Source organism: Micromonospora sp. NPDC049559 (assembly GCF_040676675.1).
In the GTDB taxonomy this organism is placed as follows: Bacteria; Actinomycetota; Actinomycetes; order Mycobacteriales; family Micromonosporaceae; genus JBFAPK01.
In genome coordinates, this window is the sequence record NZ_JBFAPK010000001.1 from 68,368 (window position 1) to 88,840 (window position 20,473).

Consider the following 20,473-nt stretch of genomic DNA (forward strand, 5'->3'; position numbering starts at 1 on the left):
CTCGCGTAGAAACATTTATATGCGTACACGACGAACCCTCCTGGCCATGACTCTGGCCAGCGTCGGCCTGGCGGCGACGCTGGCGGTACCGGCCCCCGAACCCGCCAGCGCCGAGCCCGGTGCGGTCACCTGGAGTGACGACTTCAACGGTCCCGCCGGCAGCGCCCCCGATGGCAACAAGTGGCGACGCGACATCGGTGGCGGCGGCTGGGGCAACAACGAGCAGCAGTACTACACGAACAGCACCAGCAACGCCGCGCTCGACGGCAACGGGAACCTGGTCATCACGGCCCGCCGGGAGAACCCCGCCAACTACCAATGCCACTACGGCTACTGCCAGTACACCTCGGCCCGGCTGCTCACCTCCGGTACGTTCAGCCAGGCGTACGGCCGCTTCGAGGCCCGCATGAAGCTGCCGCGCGGGCAGGGCATCTGGCCCGCGTTCTGGATGCTCGGCGGCGGCAACTGGCCCGACGGCGGCGAGATCGACATCATGGAGAACATCGGCCGCGAACCGGGGACCGTGCACGGCACCATCCACGGGCCGGGCTACTCGGGCGCCGAGGGCATCGGCGCCGCGTACACGCTGCCGAACGGGCAGTCGTTCGCCGACGGCTTCCACACCTTCACGGTCGACTGGGCGCCGGACTCGATCACCTGGTACGTCGACGGCAACCAGTACTCCCGCAAGACCCCGGCCGACCTCGGCGGTGACCGCTGGGTCTTCGACCACCCGTTCTTCATCATCATGAACGTCGCGGTCGGCGGCTACTGGCCCGGCTACCCCGACGGCAGCACCCAGTTCCCGCAGCAGATGGTGGTCGACTACGTACGGGTCCAGGCGTGGAACAACAGCGGCGGGGGCGGCGGCAGCCGGCTGATCGGGTCGGCCAGCAACCGCTGCATCGACGTCCCGGGCGCGAACCCGGCCGACGGTTCCCAGTTGCAGATCTGGGACTGCAACGGCACCGCCGCCCAGCAGTGGAGCTTCCCCGGTGACGGCACCATCCGGGCGCTCGGCAAGTGCATGGACGTCGCCGGGGCCGCGACCACCAACGGGACGAACGTGCAGCTCGCGACCTGCAACGGCAACGCGGCCCAGCAGTTCGTCCTCAGCTCCGCCGGCGACCTGGTCAACCCACGGGCAAACAAGTGCGTGGACGTACGGGACCGGGTGACCACCAACGGCGGCAAGCTACAGATCTGGGACTGCACCGGCGCCACCAACCAGAAGTGGCGCCGCGGCTGACCCCACCCCCACCCCACGCGCCGATCTAGGGCAAATCCTCGTTAAATGATCTCCAATCACGTGGATTTGCCCTAGATCGCGGGGGCGGGGGTGCGCGACGCGGTGGGCGACAATGGGCCATGCGCTTCGGCATCCTCGGCCCGACGCAGCTGCACCTGGCCGACGGGCGCGCGGTCGCCCTCCGCGGGTCCCGGCTGCGCGCCCTGCTGGTGCTGCTGCTCCTGGACGCCGGCCGGGTGGTCCCCACCGACCGGTTGATCGCCGGCCTCTACGGCGACCAGCCGCCGGCCGGGGCCGCCAACGCGCTCCAGTCGCAGGTCTCCCGGCTCCGCCAGGCGCTGCCGGCCGAGGCGGGGACCCCGCTCCCGGTCGAGTTCCACCGCTGGGGATACCGGCTCGCGGTCGACCCCGAACAGGTCGACGCGCACCGGTTCGACCGGCTCGCCGCCGAGGGACACCGCGCCCTGACCGCCGGTGACCGGCCCCGGGCGGTGGCCGTACTGCGGGCGGCGCTCGACCTGTGGCGGGGGCAGCCGCTGGCCGACGTGCTCGACGCGCCCTTCGCCGCCGCGTCCGCCACCCGCCTGGCCGAGGCGCGCCTCGCCGCCGTCGAGGACCGGATCGAGGCCGAGCTGGGCCTCGGCGAGTCCGCTCCGCTCGTACCGGAGCTGCGCGAGCTGGTCGCCGCGTACCCGCTGCGGGAACGGCTGCACGGCCAGCTCATGCGCGCCCTGCACGGCAGCGGGCGGCAGGCCGAGGCGCTGGCGGTGTACGGCGACGCCCGCCGGGTGCTCGCCGACGAGATCGGCGCCGACCCCTCGCCCGAGCTGGCCGCGCTGCACCTGGCCCTGCTCCGCGCCGACGAACCGCCCGCGCCGGCGCCGGCCGTCCGGTCCGCCCCGCCGGGCCACTTCACCAGCTTCGTCGGGCGGGACGAGGAGCTGCGGCGGATCGGGAAGCTGCTCGGCGAGACGCGGCTGGTCACCCTCACCGGGCCCGGCGGTGCCGGCAAGACGCGGCTGGCCGTGGAGGCGGCCCGGCGGCGCTCCGGCGAGGTCTGCTTCGTGGAGCTGGCGCCGCTCGGCGACGGTACCGAGCTGCCGCAGGCGGTGCTCGGCGCGCTCGGGCTGCGCGCGGCCGGGCTGCGGCCGGGGCTCGACCAGCAACCGCAGGATCCCGCCGAACGGCTCGTCGCGGCGCTCGCCGACCGGTCCCTGCTGCTCGTCCTCGACAACTGCGAGCACCTCGTGGACGCCGCCGCGCGGCTCGCCGCCCGGCTGCTCGGCGCCTGCCCCGGACTGCACGTCCTCGCCACCAGCCGGGAACCGCTACGCCTCACTGGCGAGGCACTCTGCCCGGTCTCGGGGCTGGCCCTGCCGCCGGCCGAGAGCACCCCCGAGCACGCCCGAGACTACCCGGCCGTACGGCTCTTCGCGGAGCGCGCCGCCGACGTGGTACCCGGCTTCGCGGTGACACCCGCCAACGCCGAGGCGGTACTGCGCATCTGCCGTACCCTCGACGGCCTGCCGCTGGCGATCGAGCTGGCCGCGGCGCGGGTCCGCGCCCTGCCCGTGGCGGAGGTCGCCGCCCGGCTCGACGACCGGTTCCGGCTCCTGTCGCGGGGCAGCCGCGTCGCCGAGCCACGGCACCAGACCCTGCGCGCGGTGGTCGAGTGGAGCTGGGACCTGCTCGAACCGGCGGAGCAGGCGCTCGCCCGCCGGCTGTCGGTCTTCGCCGGCGGGGCCAGCCTGGCGGCGGTCGAACGGGTCTGCGGGCAGCCCGGGTTCGACGTCGTGGGCGTGCTGACCAGCCTGGCCGACAAGTCGCTGGTCGAGGTCGGCGGCGCGGCGGAGGGGGTCGGCGGCGCGGCACTCCAGCCAGGCCAGGCGGCGGCCGAGGTCGGCGGTACGGGCCGTTACCGGATGCTCGAAACGGTCCGCGCGTTCTGTGCCGAGCGGCTCGCCGAGGCCGGCGAGACGGAACGCTTCCGACTCGCCCACGCCGGATACTTCCACGAGCTGGCGGCCACCGCCGACCCGCATCTGCGCGGAGGCGAACAGCTGGAGTGGCTGCGCCGCCTCGACGCCGACCGGGACAACCTGCACGCCGCGCTCCGTCGCTCGATCGACTCCGGTGCCGTCCGTACCGCGTTGGGGCTGGTCGCGACGCTGGCCTTCTACTGGTGGCTGCGCGGCCTGCGCGCCGAGGGGGCGGCGCTCGCCGCCGAGGTGCTCCGCCGCGCCGAGGCGGGCCCGCCGGAGGGGCTGGCGGAGGAGTACGCCCTCTGTGTCGCGTACGCGGCGCTGGGCGGCGGCATCCCGCCCGGGAACCTCCACGCGGTCCCTCCCGCACATGCCGGCGCCGCACCGGCCGAGGACCTCGACGCCGCCCTCGGACGCCTCGGGACCGCCCCGCCCGGAAACCTCGTCGACGCCGCCACCGTCTGGCAGACCATGACCGGTCCGCCCCGGCTGCCGTTCCTGCTCGCCCTCTCGGGCATGACCACCGGACCACCCGGCGACCCCGAGACCACCGCGGCCATGATGGCCCAGCGCCGGGTGCTGCTCGGCGGCGACGCGTGGTCCCACGCGCTGGCCGCCACCGGACTGGGGATGACCTGGCTGCTCGACGGCCAGACGGGACCGGCCGAACGGGAGCTGCGGGTCGCGCTGGACGGCTTCCGGGCCATCGGCGAACGGTGGGGCATGATCATGGTCCTCTCCGCCCGGGCCGAGCTGGCCAGTCTGCGGGGCGACCACGCCGGTGCCGTAGGACCGATGGACGAGGCGCTGCGCCTGGCCGAGGAGCTGGGCTCCACCGTGGACATGGCGGACGTACTGCGCATCCGGGGCGACGGGCGGCGGCGCGCCGGTGACCTGGCGGGGGCGCGGGACGACCTCGACCGGGCGGCACGGCTGGCCCGCCGCTCGGGCGCGCCCGAGGTACTGGCGGCGGCGCGGGCCGGCCTCGGCGAGATCGCCCGCCAGCGGGGCGACCTCGCCGAGGCCCGGCGACTCTGCGAGACGGCGCTCGCCGAGTGCCCCACCGGCTGGTTCGTGCCCGAGGCGATCCGGCTCGGCCTGCTGCTCATCCTCGGCCGGATCGCCGCCGCCGAGGGCGAGGCCGACGCCGCCCGGGACTGGTACCAGCGGGCACTGCGCGGGTCGGACCTGCCGTGGGAGTCGGAGACACTGGTCGGCGCGGTCGAGGGGTTGGTCGAGCTGGCGCTGCGCGAGGGCGCCGTCGAGCACGCCGCCCTGCTGCTCGGCGCGGCCGGGGCGCTGCTGCCGGCCACCGCCGCCGGACGGCTCGACGGGACCACCGCCCTCGGCGGGCACGGTGACCTCGGCGGGCACGGTGACCTCGGCGGGCGCGGCGGCGCGCTGGCCGCGGTACGGGCCCGGCTCGGCGAGGCGGCCTGCCGCTCGGCGTACGAGCGGGGCGCCGCCCTGAGCCGCGAGCAGGCGCTGGCCGTGTTGGGCGCGGCCCCACCGACCGGCCGGCAGCGCGGTTCACCGGCCGGCTGAGCGCGTTCGCACGCGGTCGCGGCCCGCTCGTGCGCGCGCGGTGCGTGGCTGGTCAGCGGCGGGTCCCAGCCTGGGGACATGACCACATCGACACCTGCGGTCGTCGCCGAGGGACTGCGCAAGCGGTACGGCACGACCAGAGCTCTGGCCGGGCTCGACCTCGCGGTGCCGGCCGGCACGGTGCACGGCCTGCTCGGACCGAACGGGGCGGGCAAGACCACGGCGGTACGGATCCTGTCAACGCTGGTGCGCTGTGACGCCGGCCGGGCCCGGGTGGCCGGGTTCGACCTGGCGCGCCAACCCGACCTGATCCGCACCCGGATCGCGCTGACCGGGCAGTACGCCGCGGTCGACGAGATCCTCAGCGCGCGGCAGAACCTGGTCCTCTTCGGCCGGCTGCACCATCTCGGCGCCGGCGACGCCCGGCGACGCGCCGACGAGCTGCTGGAACAGTTCGGGCTCACCGAGGCGGCCGGCCGCTCGGCGCGCGAGTTCTCCGGGGGCATGCGGCGCCGGCTCGACCTCGCCGCCAGCCTCATCCGGACGCCGGAGGTGCTCTTCCTGGACGAGCCGACCACCGGCCTCGACCCGCGCAGCCGCAACCAGCTGTGGGACGCCGTACGGGCGCTGGTCCGCGAGGGCACCACGGTGCTGCTCACCACGCAGTACCTGGAGGAGGCCGACCAGCTCGCGGACCGGATCTCGGTCGTCGACACGGGCCGGGTGGTGGCCGAGGGCACCGCGGACGAGCTGAAGTCCCACATCGGCGCCGACCGGATCGAGGTGGTGGTGCGCGACGCGGCCGGGCTCGACCGCGCCGTGGCGCTGGTCCACCAGTCGTGCGGTACGCCCCCCGAGGTCGACCGCGACAGCCGCCGGGTGACCGCGCCGGTGCGCGACGACCGGGTCGCCGCGCTCACCCGGGTCATGCGGGCGCTGCACGGCGCCGGGGTCGTGGTCGAGGACATCGGCGTCCGCCGGCCCACCCTCGACGAGGCGTTCCTCCAGCTGACCGGGCACGGCACGGCGGACGCCGCCGGCCCGAACGCGACCCTGCCCTCGCCGGCGCACGCCGGCCGGACGGCGACGCCCGGAGGTACGGCATGACCGCCACGCTGCGGGCCGAACCGCACCGGCCGCCGGCGCCCGGGCCGGTCACGGCCCGGGCCGGACGGCTCCGCCGGGTGGTACGCGACGGGTGGACGATGACCTTGCGCTACCTGGCGCACGTGCTCCGGTCGCCCGAAGAGATCATCATCTACTTCTCGCTGCCGATCATGTTCGTGCTGGTCTTCGGGTACGTCCTCGGCGGCGGCATGGCGGTGGCCGGCGGCGGCAACTACCGGGAGTTCCTGCTCCCCGGCGTCTTCGTGATGACCATGCTGTACGGTCTCGGCGCGACCGCCTCCGCGGTGGCCACCGACGTCAGCCGGGGCGTGGTCGACCGGTTCCGCTCGATGCCGGTGGCCCGCTCGGCGCTGCTCGTCGGCCGGGGCGCCGCCGACCTGGTCCGGGCCGTGCTGGAACTGGTCACCCTGGTCGTCTGCGGGCTGCTGGTGGGCTGGCAGTGGCACGACGGGATGGGCGGGGCGCTGCTCGCGGTCGCGCTGGTCCTGCTGCTGCGGGTGGCGGTGACCTGGGTCGGGATCTACCTCGGCCTGGTCGTACCGAACCCCGACACGGTCGCGGTGATCATCTTCCCGGCGGCCTTCCCGTTCAGCGCGCTGTCGAACGTCTTCGTCTCGCCCCAACTGATGCCCGACTGGCTCGGCGTGGTCTCCGAGTGGAACCCGCTCTCGGCCACCACGGCCGCCGCCCGCGAGCTGTTCGGCAATCCGGGGCTCGGCGGTGACTCCTGGGCGGCGCAACACCCGCTGCTGTTGGCGGTGGCCTGGCCGGTGGCGCTGATCGCGGTCTTCGCGCCGCTGGCGGTACGCCGCTACCACCACCTGAGCCGGTGACGGGCCGGGCCGGGCGCGCGACCTGACCGGGTACGCGGCCGAGCCGGGCAGCCGGCCGGGGCGGCCCGGCCGCCGCCCTGGCCGACCCGCTCCGCGTGGACACGCCGGGTGACCCTGGCGAAGGTGGTTCGCTCTTTTCTCTCCACACCGAATTCGTTGTGATCACACCGGCGATGGTGTGGAGAGAAAGAGCGAACCACTTTCCGGCCCGGCACGGCGAGGACGAACCCGCCGGCCAGCCCCGACGGCCGCACCCGGTCGTACCCTCACCGGCCGGCCCACGACCAGCCTCCTGATCACCTACGACCACTGACCAGGCTTCGGACCTACTCGGCTAGCGCGACGGGGCGACGAACTCGTCGACGACCCACCGGACGACGTCGGCGGGGTAGGGCGCCGTCAGCCCGAGGACGATGTGCGAGAAGCCGGCGGCGAGCGCCTCGCCGATCTCCGCCCGGGTCGTACCCGGCCGGTCGTAGGAGACCGGCAGGTGGATCGAGCGCGTGATCGACGCGGGGTCGCGCCCGATCTCGGCGCAGTACCGGTTGAGCAGCGCGCCGCGACGGACGACGTCGGCGATGTCACCGCCGGGGATGTTCCACAGGTCGGCGTGCTCGGCGACCACGCGCAGCGTCGCGGACGAGCGGCCGCCGATCATTATCGGCGGGTGGGGACGCTGGACCGGCTTGGGATTGCAGAACGCCCCGGTGAGCTGGACGTACCTGCCGGCGAAGTCGAACGGCTCGGTCTCGGTCCAGAGGCGCCGGACGACGGTGCACGCCTCGGCGAGGCTCCCCACCGAGTGGGCGAAGTCGTGGTATGGCAGGCCGTGCGCCTCGTACTCGCGCCGGGCCAGCGGATGGCCGGGGCGCGAGCCCGCGCCGATACCGAAGTCGAGCCGCCCGCCGGCGACGACGTCGACCGTCGCGGCCATCTTGGCCAGCATCGCGGGCGGCCGGAAGCGGTTGCTGGTCACGAGCAGGCCGAGGCGCAGCCGCCGGGTCTGCGCGGCGAGGGCCGCGAGCAGCGTCCAGCCCTCGTACGTCGGTCCGGCCGGGTCGCCGCCGATCGGCATGAGGTGGTCGAACAGCCAGGCGTGCTCGATCTCGGCGATGGCGTCCGCCTCCCGCCAGACCCGTTGGATGTCGTGGTAGTCGACCTGCATGGGGGCGGTCATGATCCCGAAGCTGGGCATGGGTCCGTGGGTCCTCTCCGTGATCGGGGGGTCTGCTGCTCTGGTGATCGGGGGCCGTCCCGGTCGGATGGGCGACCTGTCCCGGGAACGTCACTTGGAGTCGATCCGGCCCAGCGGATGGGCGCGCGCCGCCAGTTCGGCGCGCGCCGCGGACCAGCTGCCGTCCCCCGGGTACAGCGCGCCGCGCAGGAAGGCCCAGGTGAGCCGGCGGACCAGGGCGACCCGCTCGGGGTTCTCGTCCGTCGTCTCCGTGCTGGCGTACCCGGAGATCCCGCCCAGCGAGTGCTCCGCCCCGAAGAGGGTGAGCAGGCTCTTGGGCCCCGGGCTCAGTACGTACGGGTCGGTGAACCACTCCGGGCCCCGTACGGTCAGCGCGGACTGGTCCTTGTCCCCCGCGACCACCAGGGCCGGCGTGGTCATCCGCCCGAAGTCCGGGTTCATGAAGGGGAAGTGCTCGGCGGCGAACGGCGTCAGGTCGGCCCCGCCCGTGCCCGGTGCGGCGAGCAGCACGCCGGCCTTGATCCGCCGGTCGGACCGGTCCTCGCCCGGGACGCCGTCGGCGTCGAGGATCCGCGCGCCGAGCAGCATGCTCGCCGTCTGGGCGCCCCAGGAGTGTCCGGCGACGGCGATGCGGCCGCGGTCGAGCCGTCCGGCGAGGCCGGGGAGGGCGGCCTCGACGAGGTCGAGCCGGTCGAGGACGCGCGTCAGGTCCTCGACCCGGAACCGCCAGATCTCCGGGTGACGGGGATCGTCGGGCGCGACGTCCAGCGTCCGCGAGTCGAGGTGGGTGGGCTGGACGACCACGAAGCCGTGGGCGGCCCAGAAGTCGACCAACGGGGCGTAGCCGTCCAGCGACTCGCCGAAGCCGTGCGAGAAGACGACGATGGGCAGGTCTCGGCCGGTCGCCGGGGCGGAGACCCGTACCCGCAGGTCCTCGCCGCGACCGGGCGCCGGCAGCAGCACCGGGCGTACCGAGACGACGGGTGCGGCCGGGCCGACGGGTTCGTCGGAGTGGAGCATGGTTTCCTCCCGGGAATGAGGTGGACGGCGACGCGCGGCGCGGGTCGGCTCCGGGGGCCGGCGGCGACGAGGTCGCGGGAACGCCGGCTCTGGCATCATGGAGTAGCGGATCAGCGTTCCGTTTAACGATACGGAACGCCGTTCCGGTTAGCAAGGCGAGTGACGGAGGAGACTGCGCGGTGGCTGGCATCGGTGGCGGATCGGGATCGAGATCGGGATCGTCCGCCCCTCGTAAGCGGGCCGACGCCCGGCGCAACGAGGAGACCCTGCTGGAAGCGGCCGCCGCGGCCTTCGTCGCCGCCGGCGTCGACGCGCCCGTACGCGACATCGCGGCCCGGGCCGGCGTCGGGGTCGGCACGATCTACCGGCACTTCCCGACGCGGGCCGACCTCGTCGTCGCCGTCTACCGGCACCAGGTCGAGGCGTGCGTCCAGGCCGGCCCGGACCTGCTGGCGAGCAGCGACTCACCGTACGACGCGCTGACCCGGTGGATCGATCTCTTCGTCGACTTCCTGGTCACCAAGCACGGGCTCGCCGAGGCGCTGCAGTCCGACGACGCCACCTTCGTGAGCCTGCACGCCTACTTCGTCGATCGCCTCGCCCCCGTCTGCGCCGAACTCCTCGGCGCCGCCGCCCGGGCCGGCGAGATCCGTCCCGACATCCAGGCCCTCGAACTGATGCGCGGCGTCGGCAACCTCTGCATCGGCGCGGGCAAGGACCCCCGGTACGACGCCCGCCGCCTGGTCGAACTCCTGCTCGCCGGGCTGCGCGTCACCGCCCGGCGCGCGGGTGGGCCGGCCGGCGGCGTCGAGCCGGCCCCGGCCTAGGACAGACCGCCCCACGGCAGCCAGCCGGAACGCGTCACCGCCTGCTGGTAGTCGACCGAGGCGGTCTCCCGACCCCACTCGGGCATGCCGGCGGGCAGGTCCTGCGGATCGGCGAGCACCTCGACGATGGTCGGGCGGGCGGGCGTACCGCGCAGGCGGCCGAAGACCTGCGCCAGCTCGCCCTCGGTGCCGACCACGTACGAGTCGCACGGCACGTGCCGGTTGAAGACCGAGAGCAGTTCGCTGTACCGCCAGTTGTCGATGTCGTTGTAGTGCTGGTGCGGCCCGTTGATCGCGCGCTCCACCGTGTACCCGCCGTTGTTGACCACGATAATGATCGGCCGCTGGCCGGTGGCCACGACCCGGCTCAGCTCCTGCACGGTCTGCTGCAACGAGCCATCCCCCGTGATCAGCACGAGCCGGCGCTCGGGTGCCGCCGTGCCGGCGCCGAACGCGGCCGCCGTGGCGTAGCCGATCGCGCCCCACAGCGGCGGCTGCACGCAGGTCACCCCGCGCGGCAGCCGCAGCGTCGCCACCCCGAACGACGGCGTGCCGGTCTCCGGTACCACGATGTCGCCCGGTTCGAGCAGCTCCTCCACGGCCGGCCAGAGCCGGGCCTGACGGATCGGCGCCCGGCTGTCGGGGTCGAGCACCGCGGGTGGCCGCTGCTCCCCGAGGTACCGGGGCCACTCCACGGTCCGCTCGGGCGCGATGTCGCGTAGCCGGCGCACCGCCTCCTCCGGCGCGACGGGGGCGAACGTCGTACCCGCGACCGTGGCGGAGGCGGCACCGACGACGACGATGCGGGCCGGGTCGAGGTCGGCGCTGAACAGGCCGTCCCAGTCGAAGAACTTCGTACCGACGCAGACCAATGCGTCCGCGCCCTCGATCACCTGCCGGACCGGCTCGGTGCTGTCCCCGCCGTTGTAGATGCCCAGGAAGTTCGAGCGGGTCTCGTCCAGCAGGCCGCGGCCGAGGCTCTGCGTGGCGGCCGGCCAGTTCCGCTCCTCGACGAACGCGTTCACCGCGCCCGTCAGGCCGTACCGCATGGCCAGGTGACCGACCAGCAGGGCGGGGCGGACCGCCTCCGCCAGCAGGCGCTGCGCCGCCGCGGTGAACGCGTCGAGCGGGTCCGGCGCGGGCGCCGGGACGGGCCGGTCCAGCCGGCGCGCGGGCGGCGCGACCCGCTGGCGGGCCACGTCACCGGGGATCCGGACGTAGACCGGACGCCGTTGCAGCCAGCACTCCCGCAGTACGCGTGCGGTCTCCGCGTCCGCGTTGGCGGCGGTCAGGGTGGTCTGCGCGACGGTCACCTCGGCGGCGATCCGGACCCAGCGCTCGAAGTCGCCGTCGCCGAGCGAGTGGTGCATCGCCGCGCGGCGCTGCATGATCTCCGTGGTCGGCCCGCCGACGATCGACACGACCGGGACGGATTCGGCCATCGCACCGGCCAGCCCGTTGACCGCCGACAGTTCGCCGGGCCCGAAGGTGGTCACGAGGGCGCCGATGCCGGCCAACCGGGCGTACCCGTCGGCCGCGTAGGCGGCGTTCAGCTCGTTGCAGCTGCCCACCCACTCGATGCCGGGGAACGCCTCGATCTGGTCGAGGAACTCCATGTTGTAGTCGCCCGGCACGCCGAAGATGTGCCGCACGCCGAGGTCGTGCAGCCGACCTAGCAGCAGCTCACCGACCCTGGTCTCCTGGCCCGAACCCACTTCCGCCCCCCGCCCGCACCGGCCCGCCCGCGCGGGTGGGCGCGGGAACGCGGGCGCTTTCCCGAGCGCCCCGGGGCTAAACGCGGGCGGTCAGGCCGGGCCGGCGGTCCCGGCGAGCATCGCGGCGACCTCGGCCGGGTGGGCCAGGTGCGGGAAGTGGCCGCTGCGCGGGAGCACGGTGATCGTCACCGCCGGCAGGGTCGACTCCAGCCACCGCCGGTACGCCGGATCGGGCTCGTCGCCGGTCACGTACCGGTACGCGACGCCGCGCGAGCGGAGCACCGCCAGCTCGCGCTCCCGCTCGGCGCCGAGTTCCTCGGCGGGCCTGGTCAGGATCTCGTGCCAGTACCCGAGTAGCAGGTCCTGGCGGGGCGTGGTGGCCGTGCGGACCAGCTCCCGCGCGGCCGGGGGCAGCAGGTCGATGTGCATCCGGGCGAGCATCGAGTCCCAGACCTCCGCCCAGCCCGGACCCCGCAGCACCGGCTCGACGCGGCGCAGCGCCGCCCCGAAGTTGCCGACCAGCAGCCGCTGGTCGATGTTGACGACCTCCCGGGCCGGGTACCGCGCGGCGTAGCTCGTCGCCAGCACACCCCCGAAGGAGTGGCCGACCAGGACCGGGGCGTCGAGCCCGGCCTCGGTCACCGCCGCGTGGACCGCCTCGACCAGCTCCGGCAGGTCGTACGAGTCGCGCCGGGGCGAGCCGCCGTGCCCGGGCAGGTCGAGGGCGAGCACCCGCCGGCCCGGGTCCACGGCCGCCAGCTCGCGCAGCACCGGCCCCCACTGGCGCCGGTCGTACGTCAGGCCGTGCAGCAGCACCAGCGGCGGCCGTGGGTTTGTCCCGCCGTGCCGCTCGGCGGCCATGCCGCCCAGGTGGGTCTCGGGTACGTCGTGCATCTGCGGTTCCTCCGGTGACGCTTATCCGTTGACGATCTGGACCAGCCGCGCCGGGTCCAGGTTGCCGCCGCTGATCACGGCGACGGTACGCCCCGCGGGCAGCTCGGCGGCGTGGAAGAGCCGGGCCGCGGTCGCCACCGCGCCGCTGGGCTCCACGACCAACCGGGTCTCGCGTACCAGCCGGGCGGTCGCGGCGGCGATCTCCTCCTCGGTCACGGTCACGATCGCGTCGAGGCGTTCCCGCAGGTGCGCGAAGGTCAGCTCGGAGAGGTTGGTCCGCAGCCCGTCGGCGGAGGTACGGAACGTCCGGTCCACGTCCCAGCTCACCACGGCGCCGGTCGCCAGTGACTCCCGGGCGTCGGCCGCGAACTCCGGCTCGACCCCGATCACGGCGACGTCCGGGCGGAGCGCCTTGACGGCGGTGGCGACGCCCGAGGCCAGACCCCCGCCGCCGACCGGCACCAGCACCACCTCGACCTCCGGCAGGTCCTCGACGATCTCCAGCCCGACGGTGCCCTGACCGGCGATGATGCGGCGGTCGTCGTACGGGGGCACCAGCGTCCGACCCTGCTCGGCGACGAACCGCTCGGCGCGGATCTCCCGCTCGGCCGGCGGTACGAGCACCACCTCGGCACCGAGCGCCCGGATCTGGTCGACCTTGACCGCGGGCGCCCCCTCCGGCACCACCACGGTGCAGGGCGCGCCGGCGGCACGGGCCGCGTACGCCAACGCCTGCCCGTGGTTGCCGGAGGAGTGGGTGACCACACCCCGGCTCCGCTCGGCCGGGTCGAGCTGCGCCACCGCGTTCGTCGCGCCGCGCAGCTTGAACGAGCCCACCGGTTGCAGGCTCTCCGGCTTGAGCCGCAGGTCGGCGTCCCACCGGCCCGGCAGGAGCGTGGTGCGTACCACCACACCGGCGATGCGGAGGGCGGCGGCCCGGATGTCGTCGAGGGTTACCAGATCCATTCCGCCATCCTGCGCCGCGGAACGAGCATCGTCCGGCGCGGGGTCGGCGCGGAAAACGTGATCCCCGTAGGACGAATAACGCAAAATACTAGAATCGCCCATAATACGTCGCGCGAATTCGGGGGACCGCGAATGACCACGCCCGATCCGGACAGCGGCGCCAGGCCATCCGCTCCGGACGAGAGCGGCGCCGGACCGTCCGCTCCGGAGGAGAGCGGCACCGGGCCGGCGCGCGGGGACGACGGCTGGATCCCGGCCCGCGAACCGCCGACCGGCGCGGAGACCTGGGCGCCCTCGACCGGTCCGCCGCCACCGGCCGGCGACCCGTCCCAGCTCACCGTCTTCCCCGACCCTCAGCCCTACCCGACGATCGACCCGACGCCGCAGCCTCCCGCCGGGCGCCCGGACGCACCGACCTTCCTGCCACCGCCGGAACCGGTCGCGCCCGAGCCGCCCCCGGCCGAACCCCCCACGGGCGAGCCGCCCCCGACCGAACCGAACCCACCCGAACCGCGCACGGGCGAACCGAACCCACCCGAACCGCGCACGGGCGAACCGAACCCACCCGAGCCCCGGGCGCCTGAACCGCCCCCACCGGAGCCCGGCGCGCCGGAGGCCGGCGGACCGGCCCTGCCACCGCCGGACTGGTCCACGCCGCAGACCCGGGCGACGACCGCACCGTACGGCGGGCAGCCGGCCCCGCCACCACCGTGGTCCGGTGAACCACCGTGGCCCGGCGAACCACCGGCCTGGTCCGGGGAGCCCTCCGGCGAGCCACCGCCCTGGTCGGGTGAGCCACCGCCCTGGTCCGCCGAGCGGGCCGGACAGCCACCGGGATCGTCCCCACCGCCACAGCGCGACCAGCGGGTCTGGTTGATCCTCGGTATCGTCGCGGTGCTGCTCTCCTGCTGCTGCGTGGTCACCGTGTTGATCGCGCTGACCTGGGGCCAGCAGATCTACGACGAGTTCCTCGACCGGCGCGACACCGTCGGGCTGAACCAGACCGCCCGCGACGGCGACCTGGAGTTCCGGGTGACGGGCGTCGAGTGTGGCATCGGCCGGGTCGGCGACCCGCTGATCAGCCAGGCCGCCGTCGGACAGTTCTGCGTGGTGGACCTCGCCGTACGCAACGTCGGGTCCCGGCCGGTCGTCTTCGCCGAGACCCTGCAACTGGCGTACGGGCCGCGGGGCGAGTTGTTCCTCGCCGACAGCACCGCCGGCATCCTCGCCAACGCCGACCAACAGTCCTTCCTCAACGAGATCAACCCGGGCAACCGGGTCACCGGGGCGCTGGTCTACGACGTACCGCCGGACGCCCGCGTCGTACGGGTGGAGCTGCGCCAGTCCGCCCGCTCCCCCGGCGTGACGGTACGGACCGGGTAGGCCGGGCGCACGCCGCCGGGCGGGTCACGCCACCCGTAGCTCCTCCAGGTCCGTGCTGGTACGCAGGAAGAGCAGGCCGACACCGAGGGCCGCGAGCAGCGCCAGCAGCGAACCGGCGGCGTAGCCCGCCAGGTGGTCCAGCGGCAGCTCGGGTGTGATCCGCGCCCCGACCGCTCCGCCGTCGGCGACGGCACGCCAGACCAGGTTCAGCCCGACGGTCAACGCGACCAGGACGGCCGGCACGGCGGGGGTCAGCACCTGCCAGGCGACCGAACGGGCCAGCACCACCCGGGGCACTCCGCTCGCGACCAGGCCCGCGTACGTCCGCCGCCGGGCCACGATCCCCTCCGCGAGCGCGATCAACATCCCCGCCACGGCGATCGTCAGCGCCACGGCCAGCGCCAGGTCCACGAGGTCCATGGTCGAGAGGTAGAAGTCCTGCTGGTCGGCGTTGTTCCGCCAGGCCTCCTCACCCTCGGCCATCAGGTTGCGCGCCCGGGCCTCGAAGCCCGCCCGGAACCCCGCCGCCACGCCCGCGATCACCAGCGCGGCCAGCAGCGCCATCAGGCTGCGGCTGCCCGCCCACGGGTCGGCCATGAGCCGCCGGGCGGCCAGCAGCGCGGCGGGGCCCCGGCCCAGCCGGTGCAGCACCCGCCCGCTGCTGTACGAGAACCAGCCCGCGCTGGAGACGACCCCGAGGACCGCGAGGAGCACGCAGCCGAAGGCCGCCAGTGGCAGCAAACCGTCCGCTCCCTCGCCGATCCGCCCGGTGCGGATCAGCCAGTTGGCCAGCGGCGGTACGGCCAACCCGAGCGCGATCGGGATCGCCGGCCACGGCAGGGGCGCCCGCCTGCGCCGGACCCGGCGCAGCACGCCGAACGGGGTGACCACGACCCGGCGTAGCAGCACCGCGCTGGCCAGCGCCGCGAGCAGCGGCAGGACGAGCACCACGCCGACCAGTTCCGACACCGGCGGCAACACGTCGGTGGGGAGCGCGAGCTGCCCCAACGGGTCCGGCCGGTGCAGCAGCCGGCGCCCGACCAGGTACACCGCGAGCCCCGCGAGCGCGCCGAGCAGGGTGGCGACCCCGGTCTCGGCGATCGCGATCCGGATCGCCTGGCCGGGCGTCGCGCCGGCCAGCCGGAACGCCGCCAGCCGACGGTCCCGGGCCGGCGCGCCGAGCCGGGCGCACTGGGCGGCCAGCGCCAGCACGGGTATCGCGAGCAGGAGCAGCGTGATGGCCAGGCCCCCGCGCAGCCCCGGCTCCATCAGCAGGTGGTTGGTGTACTGCATGGAGTAGTTGGCCGCCCGGTTCTCCGGATCGCCCGGCGGGGTCGGGATGGCGCGTACCGTCAGCGCGGCGAGGAACGCCAGCGCCGCGAGCGCCGCGCTGAATCCGGTGAGGACCACCCGCAGCGTATCCGTGCGGGTGCCGGCCAGGGCGAGGCGTACCAGGGTGGCGGGCCTCACCGGGTCGCCCCCGGCGCCCGGGGGGCCAGCCCCAGCCCGTCGCCGTCGACCAGGCCGTCGCGCAGCTCCAGCTCGCGGTCGGCGTACCCGGCCACCCGGACGTCGTGGGTGACCAGCAGGACGGTGGTGCCCCGCTCCCGGGCCAGCCGGACCAGTTCGCCGAGCACCTGCTCCCCGGCGAGGCTGTCCAGCGCCCCGGTCGGCTCGTCCGTGAAGAGCACCCGCGGCTCGGTGACCAGCGCCCGGGCCAGCGCGCAGCGCTGCTGCTGACCGCCGGACATCTCACCGGGCCGCTGGTCGGCCAGCTCGGCCACGCCGAGCCGGTCCAGGCCCTCCAGCGCCGCGGTCCGCGCCACTCGCCGCCCCGTGCCGGCGAGGAGCAGCGGCAGGGCGACGTTCTCCGCCCCGGTCAGCTCCGGTACGAGCTGACCGAACTGGAACAGCACCCCGAACTCGGTGCGGCGCAGCCGGGACCGGGCCCGCTCGGACCAGGTGTCGAGTCGGTGCGCGCCGTAGTAGATCTCGCCCTCGTCCGGGGTCAGGATCCCGGCCAGGCAGTGCAGCAGGGTGGACTTGCCGCAGCCGCTCGGGCCGGTGATGGCGAGGATCTCGCCCTGCGCCACCGTCAGGTCGACGCCGCGCAGCGCGGGCGTCCGGCCGTACGACCGCACGACCCCGTGGGCTCGCAACAGCGTGGTCGGCTCTGTCATGAGTGCACCTCCCGGTGCCAGTCGGCGACTCGTTCGAGGGTGGTTTCCAACCACCTCAGATCGGCGTCGAGATGGGCGATCGCGTAGTCGGCGGCGATCACGTCGTCGAGCGTCGCCACCGGGTCGTTCTTGACCTTCGTCAGTTCGCGTACCCGGGCGATGTGCGCCCGGCGTTGGGCGGCGAGGGTCGCGCGGGCCCGCTCGGCGCCGGCCACCAGCAGGGCGACGGTGACCTTGGCCAGCAGCTCGCTGTTGACGTGGGGCGCGGGCGGCTCGGTGCTGGCGAGCCAGCGGTCGAGTTCGTCGCGTCCCGCGCCGGTCAGCGCGTACGACGTGCGGTCCGGTCCGCCCTCGCGGTCCTGGCCGGCCTGCTCGACCAGGCCGTCCCGTTCCAGCCGGCCGAGGGTCGCGTAGACCTGCCCGTAGGCGAGCGGCTTGGCGCGGGGCAGCCGCTCGTCGTGGGAGCGCTTGAGCTCGTAGCCGTACCTCGCTCCCGCCGCGAGCAGGCCGAGCAACAGGTGGGCGGTGGACACGGCCACACTATTCACTGATTGAATAGTTGCCGTCAAGGCGCCGCCCCGGTCCGATCAGGATCTGAAGCGTGCCGCGGTCAGTGCCGGCGGAGCACGACCATGGCGAGATCGTCCTGGATCTCGGCCGGCGCCAGCTCGGCGAGCAGCCGGTCGCAGTACCGGTCGAGGTTCCCGTCGACGCTCGCGGCGACCCGCGCCAGCGCGCGCAGCCCCTCGTCGATGTCCGCGTCGCGGCGCTCCACCAGACCGTCGGTGTAGAGCACCAGCGTCGCCCCGGCCGGCAGGGTGAACTCCAGGTCCGCCGGGCGATCCGCCCGTACGCCGAGCAGCGGCGCCCGGTGCTCGACGAACTCGATCCCGCCGTCGCGCACGATCAACGGCGGCAGGTGGCCCGCGCTCGCCATCCGGATCCGGCCCGTCGACGGCTCGACCAGCAGTACGCAGATGGTGGCGAACTCGCCCGGCAGCAGCGTACGCATCAGCGCGTCCACCCGCTCCAGCATCGCGCCCGGCTGGTGCCCCTCGACCGCGTACGCCCGCACCGCGTGCCGCAGCTCGGCCATGACGGTGGCCGCGTGCAGCGAGTGCCCGGCCACGTCGCCGATCGCCACGAGCAGGTGCCCGTCGAGCATCACCAACTCGTAGAAGTCGCCGCCGATCTCGGTCTGCGCGCTCGCCGGCTCGTACCGCACCGCCAGGTCCAGCCCGCCGATGCGCGGGATCCGCTGGGGCAGCAGGCTGCGCTGGAGGGTCACCGCGATCCGGTGCTCCTCGTCGTACGACCGCTGCGCCTCCACCGCCCCGGCCACCGCCTGCGCCAGCTGCCCGAGCACCGGTACGCCCGGCACCGGTCCCCGGCCGGGCACGGCCACGTAGAGCGGGGGCCGGTCGGGGCGCAGCCGGGCCTCGGCCACCGCCACCGCCTTCTCCCCCTCCGGCCACTCGACCAGCGTCCAGTTCTCCAACGGCTCGGTCCGGGTCCGCCAGCCCACCGGCACGTCCGCCTCCGGCATGGACCAGGGCACCACCAGGGGCGACCCGTCCGGACCGGGCGAGACGGCGGCCACGCACTCCCCGTCGGCGGTCACCGCCACCACCGCCGTCGGCGCCTCGTAGATCCGCGACGCGCCGGTGGCCGCCGCCTTGATCAGCCGGGTGAAGTCCGGCGCCGAGTTCACCGCGAGCGTGACGTCGGCGAGCCGGGACAACCGGCTGGCGAGCAGCTCCGCCCGCTGGCGGGCCTGGTAGTAGCGGAGCACCGCCTGCGCGGTGGCGACCAGCTCCTCCGGGTTGATCGGCTCGGTCAGGTAGGCGTCGGCGCCCCGGTTGAGCCCCTGGGCCCGGTCCGCCACGTCGACCGCGTGCGCGGAGACGTGGATCACCGGCAGGACCGGCCGGCCGGGCATGGTCTTGATGCGCTCGCTGACCTCGAACCCGCTCATGTCCGGCAGCCGGACGTCGAGCACCACCAGGTCGACCGGATCCCGTACGACCCGGTCCAGCGCCTGGGCGCCGCTCTCCGCCTCGATCGTCTCGAAGCCGGCCCGACGCAGCCAGTTGACCAGCAGGTACCGCTTCGTCGCGCTGTCGTCGACCACCAGCACCGTCGCCGGGGCGCTGTCCACCGGTCAGCCTCCGGCGACCGGCAGGGTCACCGTGAAGGTGCTGCCCCGACCCGGCTCGCTGGTCAGCTCCAGCTCACCGCCGAGCAGGGTGACCAGCCGCCGGGCGTACGGCAGCCCCAGTCCCGTACCGGCCACCCGGGACGGGCCGGGCACCTGGTAGAACTCCTCGAAGATCCGCTCGCGCTGCTCGGCGGGAATGCCGACACCCGTGTCGGCGACCACCAGCCGCCAGTGGTCGTCCCGCAGTCGCGCACTCATCCGGACCTCGCCGCGCTCGGTGAACTTCAACCCGTTGTGCAGCAGATTACGCAGCACCTGGGCCAACAGCACCTCGTCGGTGCGAATCCTCGCCGGTGGCGGCGGGTCGACCACCACCAGCTCCACCTCCGGCCGGGTGGCCAGCGCCCGCAGCGTGCCGCGCAGCTGCCCGAAGAGGCTCCGCAGGTCGACGTCGGCCCAGGTCGGCTCGATCCGGCCCGACTCCGCCTTCGCGAGGTCGAGCAGGTCGTTGACGAGCGAGAGCAGGTCGGCCGCGGAGTCGCGGATCAGCTCCACCTGCCGGCTCTGCTCCTCGGTGAGCGGGTCGGAGGCCGAGTCGGCGAGCAGCCGGCCCAGGCCCATGATCGCGGTCACCGGGGCCCGCAGCTCGTGGCTCACGTTGGCCAGGAACCGGCTCTTCGCCTCGCTCGCCGCCCGCAGCTGGGCGGACTTCTCGTCCAGCTCCGCGTAGAGCGCCACCACGCCGCGGTTGGTGGCCTCCATCTCCTCGCTGAGCTGGTTGTAGAGCGCCAGCACGCCCCGGTTGGTCTCCTGGAGTTCCTCGTTGAGCACCGCCAGCTCGTCGCGCTGGCTGCGCACCTCGTCCAGCGCGGCGAGCAGCTGCCGGTTCTGGGACGCGAGTTCGTCGAGCGGGGTACCGGGCGCGCTGGCCGCGACCTCGGCCCGTACCGCGTCGAGCCGCGCCTGGTCCAGGGCGGCGGAGGAGGGTGGCAGGCGACGAGACATCCGTACGACCGTATCCGCCCCGGCCCCCGTCACGTCCAGTCCGTCCACCAGTCGCGCCACCGCGGCCGGCGCGTCGCGCCGCGGATCCCAGTCGCCGAGCGAACGGATCGGCACCAGCTCCACCCGCAGCGCGGGTCTGCCGGCCTCCCGGTCGGCCAGGAACGTGACGTCCGCGCCGCCGGTCCGGGCCAGCAGTTCCCGGCCGATCTCGCTCAGCGCGGTGGCGATGCGGATCTGGTCCTGGTGCTCCAGGCCCAGGGCCGCGGCGACCTCCCGGCCGCGCTGCCGGATCAGGAAGATGTCCTGCTCGACCCGGAGCGGCAGCTGAAGCACCACGCCGGGCCGTAGATCCACCGGGTTCACGGCCCTACCCTGGGGGCGCCGGCACCACGG

16 protein-coding genes are annotated in these 20,473 nt (G+C 74.5%); 6 read left to right on the forward strand and 10 right to left on the reverse strand.

Translation table 11 applies throughout. The features are described from left to right. The first annotated feature begins 19 nt into the window (after positions 1-19). The 4 genes from AB0J86_RS00290 to AB0J86_RS00305 all read left to right on the forward strand — a co-directional run bounded on the left by AB0J86_RS00290 (position 20) and on the right by AB0J86_RS00305 (position 6,737). On the forward strand, positions 20-1,249 hold the full coding sequence (locus AB0J86_RS00290) for a family 16 glycosylhydrolase (protein ID WP_363850141.1): 1,230 nt from the start codon (positions 20-22) through the stop codon (positions 1,247-1,249). A gap of 119 nt (positions 1,250-1,368) precedes the next feature. After that, positions 1,369-4,776 (forward strand): BTAD domain-containing putative transcriptional regulator, encoded by a 3,408-nt coding sequence (locus tag AB0J86_RS00295; RefSeq protein ID WP_363850144.1) that lies wholly within the window; start codon positions 1,369-1,371, stop codon positions 4,774-4,776. 78 nt (positions 4,777-4,854) lie between these two features. Next, positions 4,855-5,883, forward strand: coding sequence for an ATP-binding cassette domain-containing protein (locus tag AB0J86_RS00300; RefSeq protein WP_363850147.1), 1,029 nt, complete (start codon positions 4,855-4,857; stop codon positions 5,881-5,883). After that, complete coding sequence (locus AB0J86_RS00305) at positions 5,880-6,737, forward strand: ABC transporter permease (RefSeq protein WP_363850150.1); 858 nt, start codon at positions 5,880-5,882, stop codon at positions 6,735-6,737. The genes AB0J86_RS00300 and AB0J86_RS00305 overlap by 4 nt, the downstream gene beginning before the upstream one ends. Positions 6,738-7,071: 334 nt before the next feature. Here the strand turns inward: AB0J86_RS00305 and AB0J86_RS00310 are convergent, their stop codons facing one another. Continuing rightward, positions 7,072-7,914, reverse strand: coding sequence for an LLM class flavin-dependent oxidoreductase (locus AB0J86_RS00310; protein ID WP_363850153.1), 843 nt, complete (start codon positions 7,912-7,914; stop codon positions 7,072-7,074). 108 nt (positions 7,915-8,022) lie between these two features. Next, entirely contained in the window at positions 8,023-8,952 is a 930-nt protein-coding gene (locus AB0J86_RS00315) for a chlorophyllase (protein WP_363850156.1), read from the reverse strand. Positions 8,953-9,131: 179 nt separating this feature from the next. Between AB0J86_RS00315 and AB0J86_RS00320 the strand changes: the two genes are divergently transcribed. Continuing rightward, a complete protein-coding gene (locus AB0J86_RS00320) occupies positions 9,132-9,779 on the forward strand; it encodes a TetR/AcrR family transcriptional regulator (protein WP_363850158.1) in 648 nt (215 codons plus the stop codon). Here AB0J86_RS00320 and AB0J86_RS00325 read toward each other — a convergent pair. The 3 genes from AB0J86_RS00325 to AB0J86_RS00335 form a co-directional block, all read right to left on the reverse strand. Further along, positions 9,776-11,494, reverse strand: a complete 1,719-nt coding sequence (locus tag AB0J86_RS00325; protein ID WP_363850160.1) for a thiamine pyrophosphate-binding protein — start codon at positions 11,492-11,494, stop codon at positions 9,776-9,778. The genes AB0J86_RS00320 and AB0J86_RS00325 overlap by 4 nt on opposite strands. A 90-nt stretch (positions 11,495-11,584) precedes the next feature. Continuing rightward, a complete protein-coding gene (locus AB0J86_RS00330) occupies positions 11,585-12,388 on the reverse strand; it encodes an alpha/beta hydrolase (RefSeq protein ID WP_363850162.1) in 804 nt (267 codons plus the stop codon). A gap of 21 nt (positions 12,389-12,409) precedes the next feature. Next, positions 12,410-13,354 carry a threonine/serine dehydratase gene (locus AB0J86_RS00335; protein ID WP_363850164.1) on the reverse strand — a complete coding sequence of 315 codons (945 nt, stop codon included), beginning with the start codon at positions 13,352-13,354 and terminating at the stop codon, positions 12,410-12,412. A 132-nt stretch (positions 13,355-13,486) separates the two neighbouring features. Between AB0J86_RS00335 and AB0J86_RS00340 the strand changes: the two genes are divergently transcribed. Continuing rightward, positions 13,487-14,737 (forward strand): DUF4352 domain-containing protein, encoded by a 1,251-nt coding sequence (locus AB0J86_RS00340; protein ID WP_363850167.1) that lies wholly within the window; start codon positions 13,487-13,489, stop codon positions 14,735-14,737. Positions 14,738-14,761: 24 nt separating this feature from the next. Here the strand turns inward: AB0J86_RS00340 and AB0J86_RS00345 are convergent, their stop codons facing one another. From AB0J86_RS00345 to AB0J86_RS00365, 5 genes are all read right to left on the reverse strand, one after another. Beyond that, complete coding sequence (locus tag AB0J86_RS00345; RefSeq protein WP_363850170.1) at positions 14,762-16,207, reverse strand: FtsX-like permease family protein; 1,446 nt, start codon at positions 16,205-16,207, stop codon at positions 14,762-14,764. After that, positions 16,204-16,917 carry an ABC transporter ATP-binding protein gene (locus tag AB0J86_RS00350; protein ID WP_363850172.1) on the reverse strand — a complete coding sequence of 238 codons (714 nt, stop codon included), beginning with the start codon at positions 16,915-16,917 and terminating at the stop codon, positions 16,204-16,206. The genes AB0J86_RS00345 and AB0J86_RS00350 overlap by 4 nt, the downstream gene beginning before the upstream one ends. After that, positions 16,914-17,450 carry a PadR family transcriptional regulator gene (locus AB0J86_RS00355; RefSeq protein WP_363850175.1) on the reverse strand — a complete coding sequence of 179 codons (537 nt, stop codon included), beginning with the start codon at positions 17,448-17,450 and terminating at the stop codon, positions 16,914-16,916. The genes AB0J86_RS00350 and AB0J86_RS00355 overlap by 4 nt, the downstream gene beginning before the upstream one ends. A 77-nt stretch (positions 17,451-17,527) precedes the next feature. Then, positions 17,528-19,075, reverse strand: a complete 1,548-nt coding sequence (locus tag AB0J86_RS00360) for a fused response regulator/phosphatase (protein ID WP_363850177.1) — start codon at positions 19,073-19,075, stop codon at positions 17,528-17,530. A gap of 3 nt (positions 19,076-19,078) precedes the next feature. Then, positions 19,079-20,443, reverse strand: coding sequence for a sensor histidine kinase (locus AB0J86_RS00365; RefSeq protein ID WP_363850180.1), 1,365 nt, complete (start codon positions 20,441-20,443; stop codon positions 19,079-19,081). Positions 20,444-20,473: the final 30 nt, after the last annotated feature.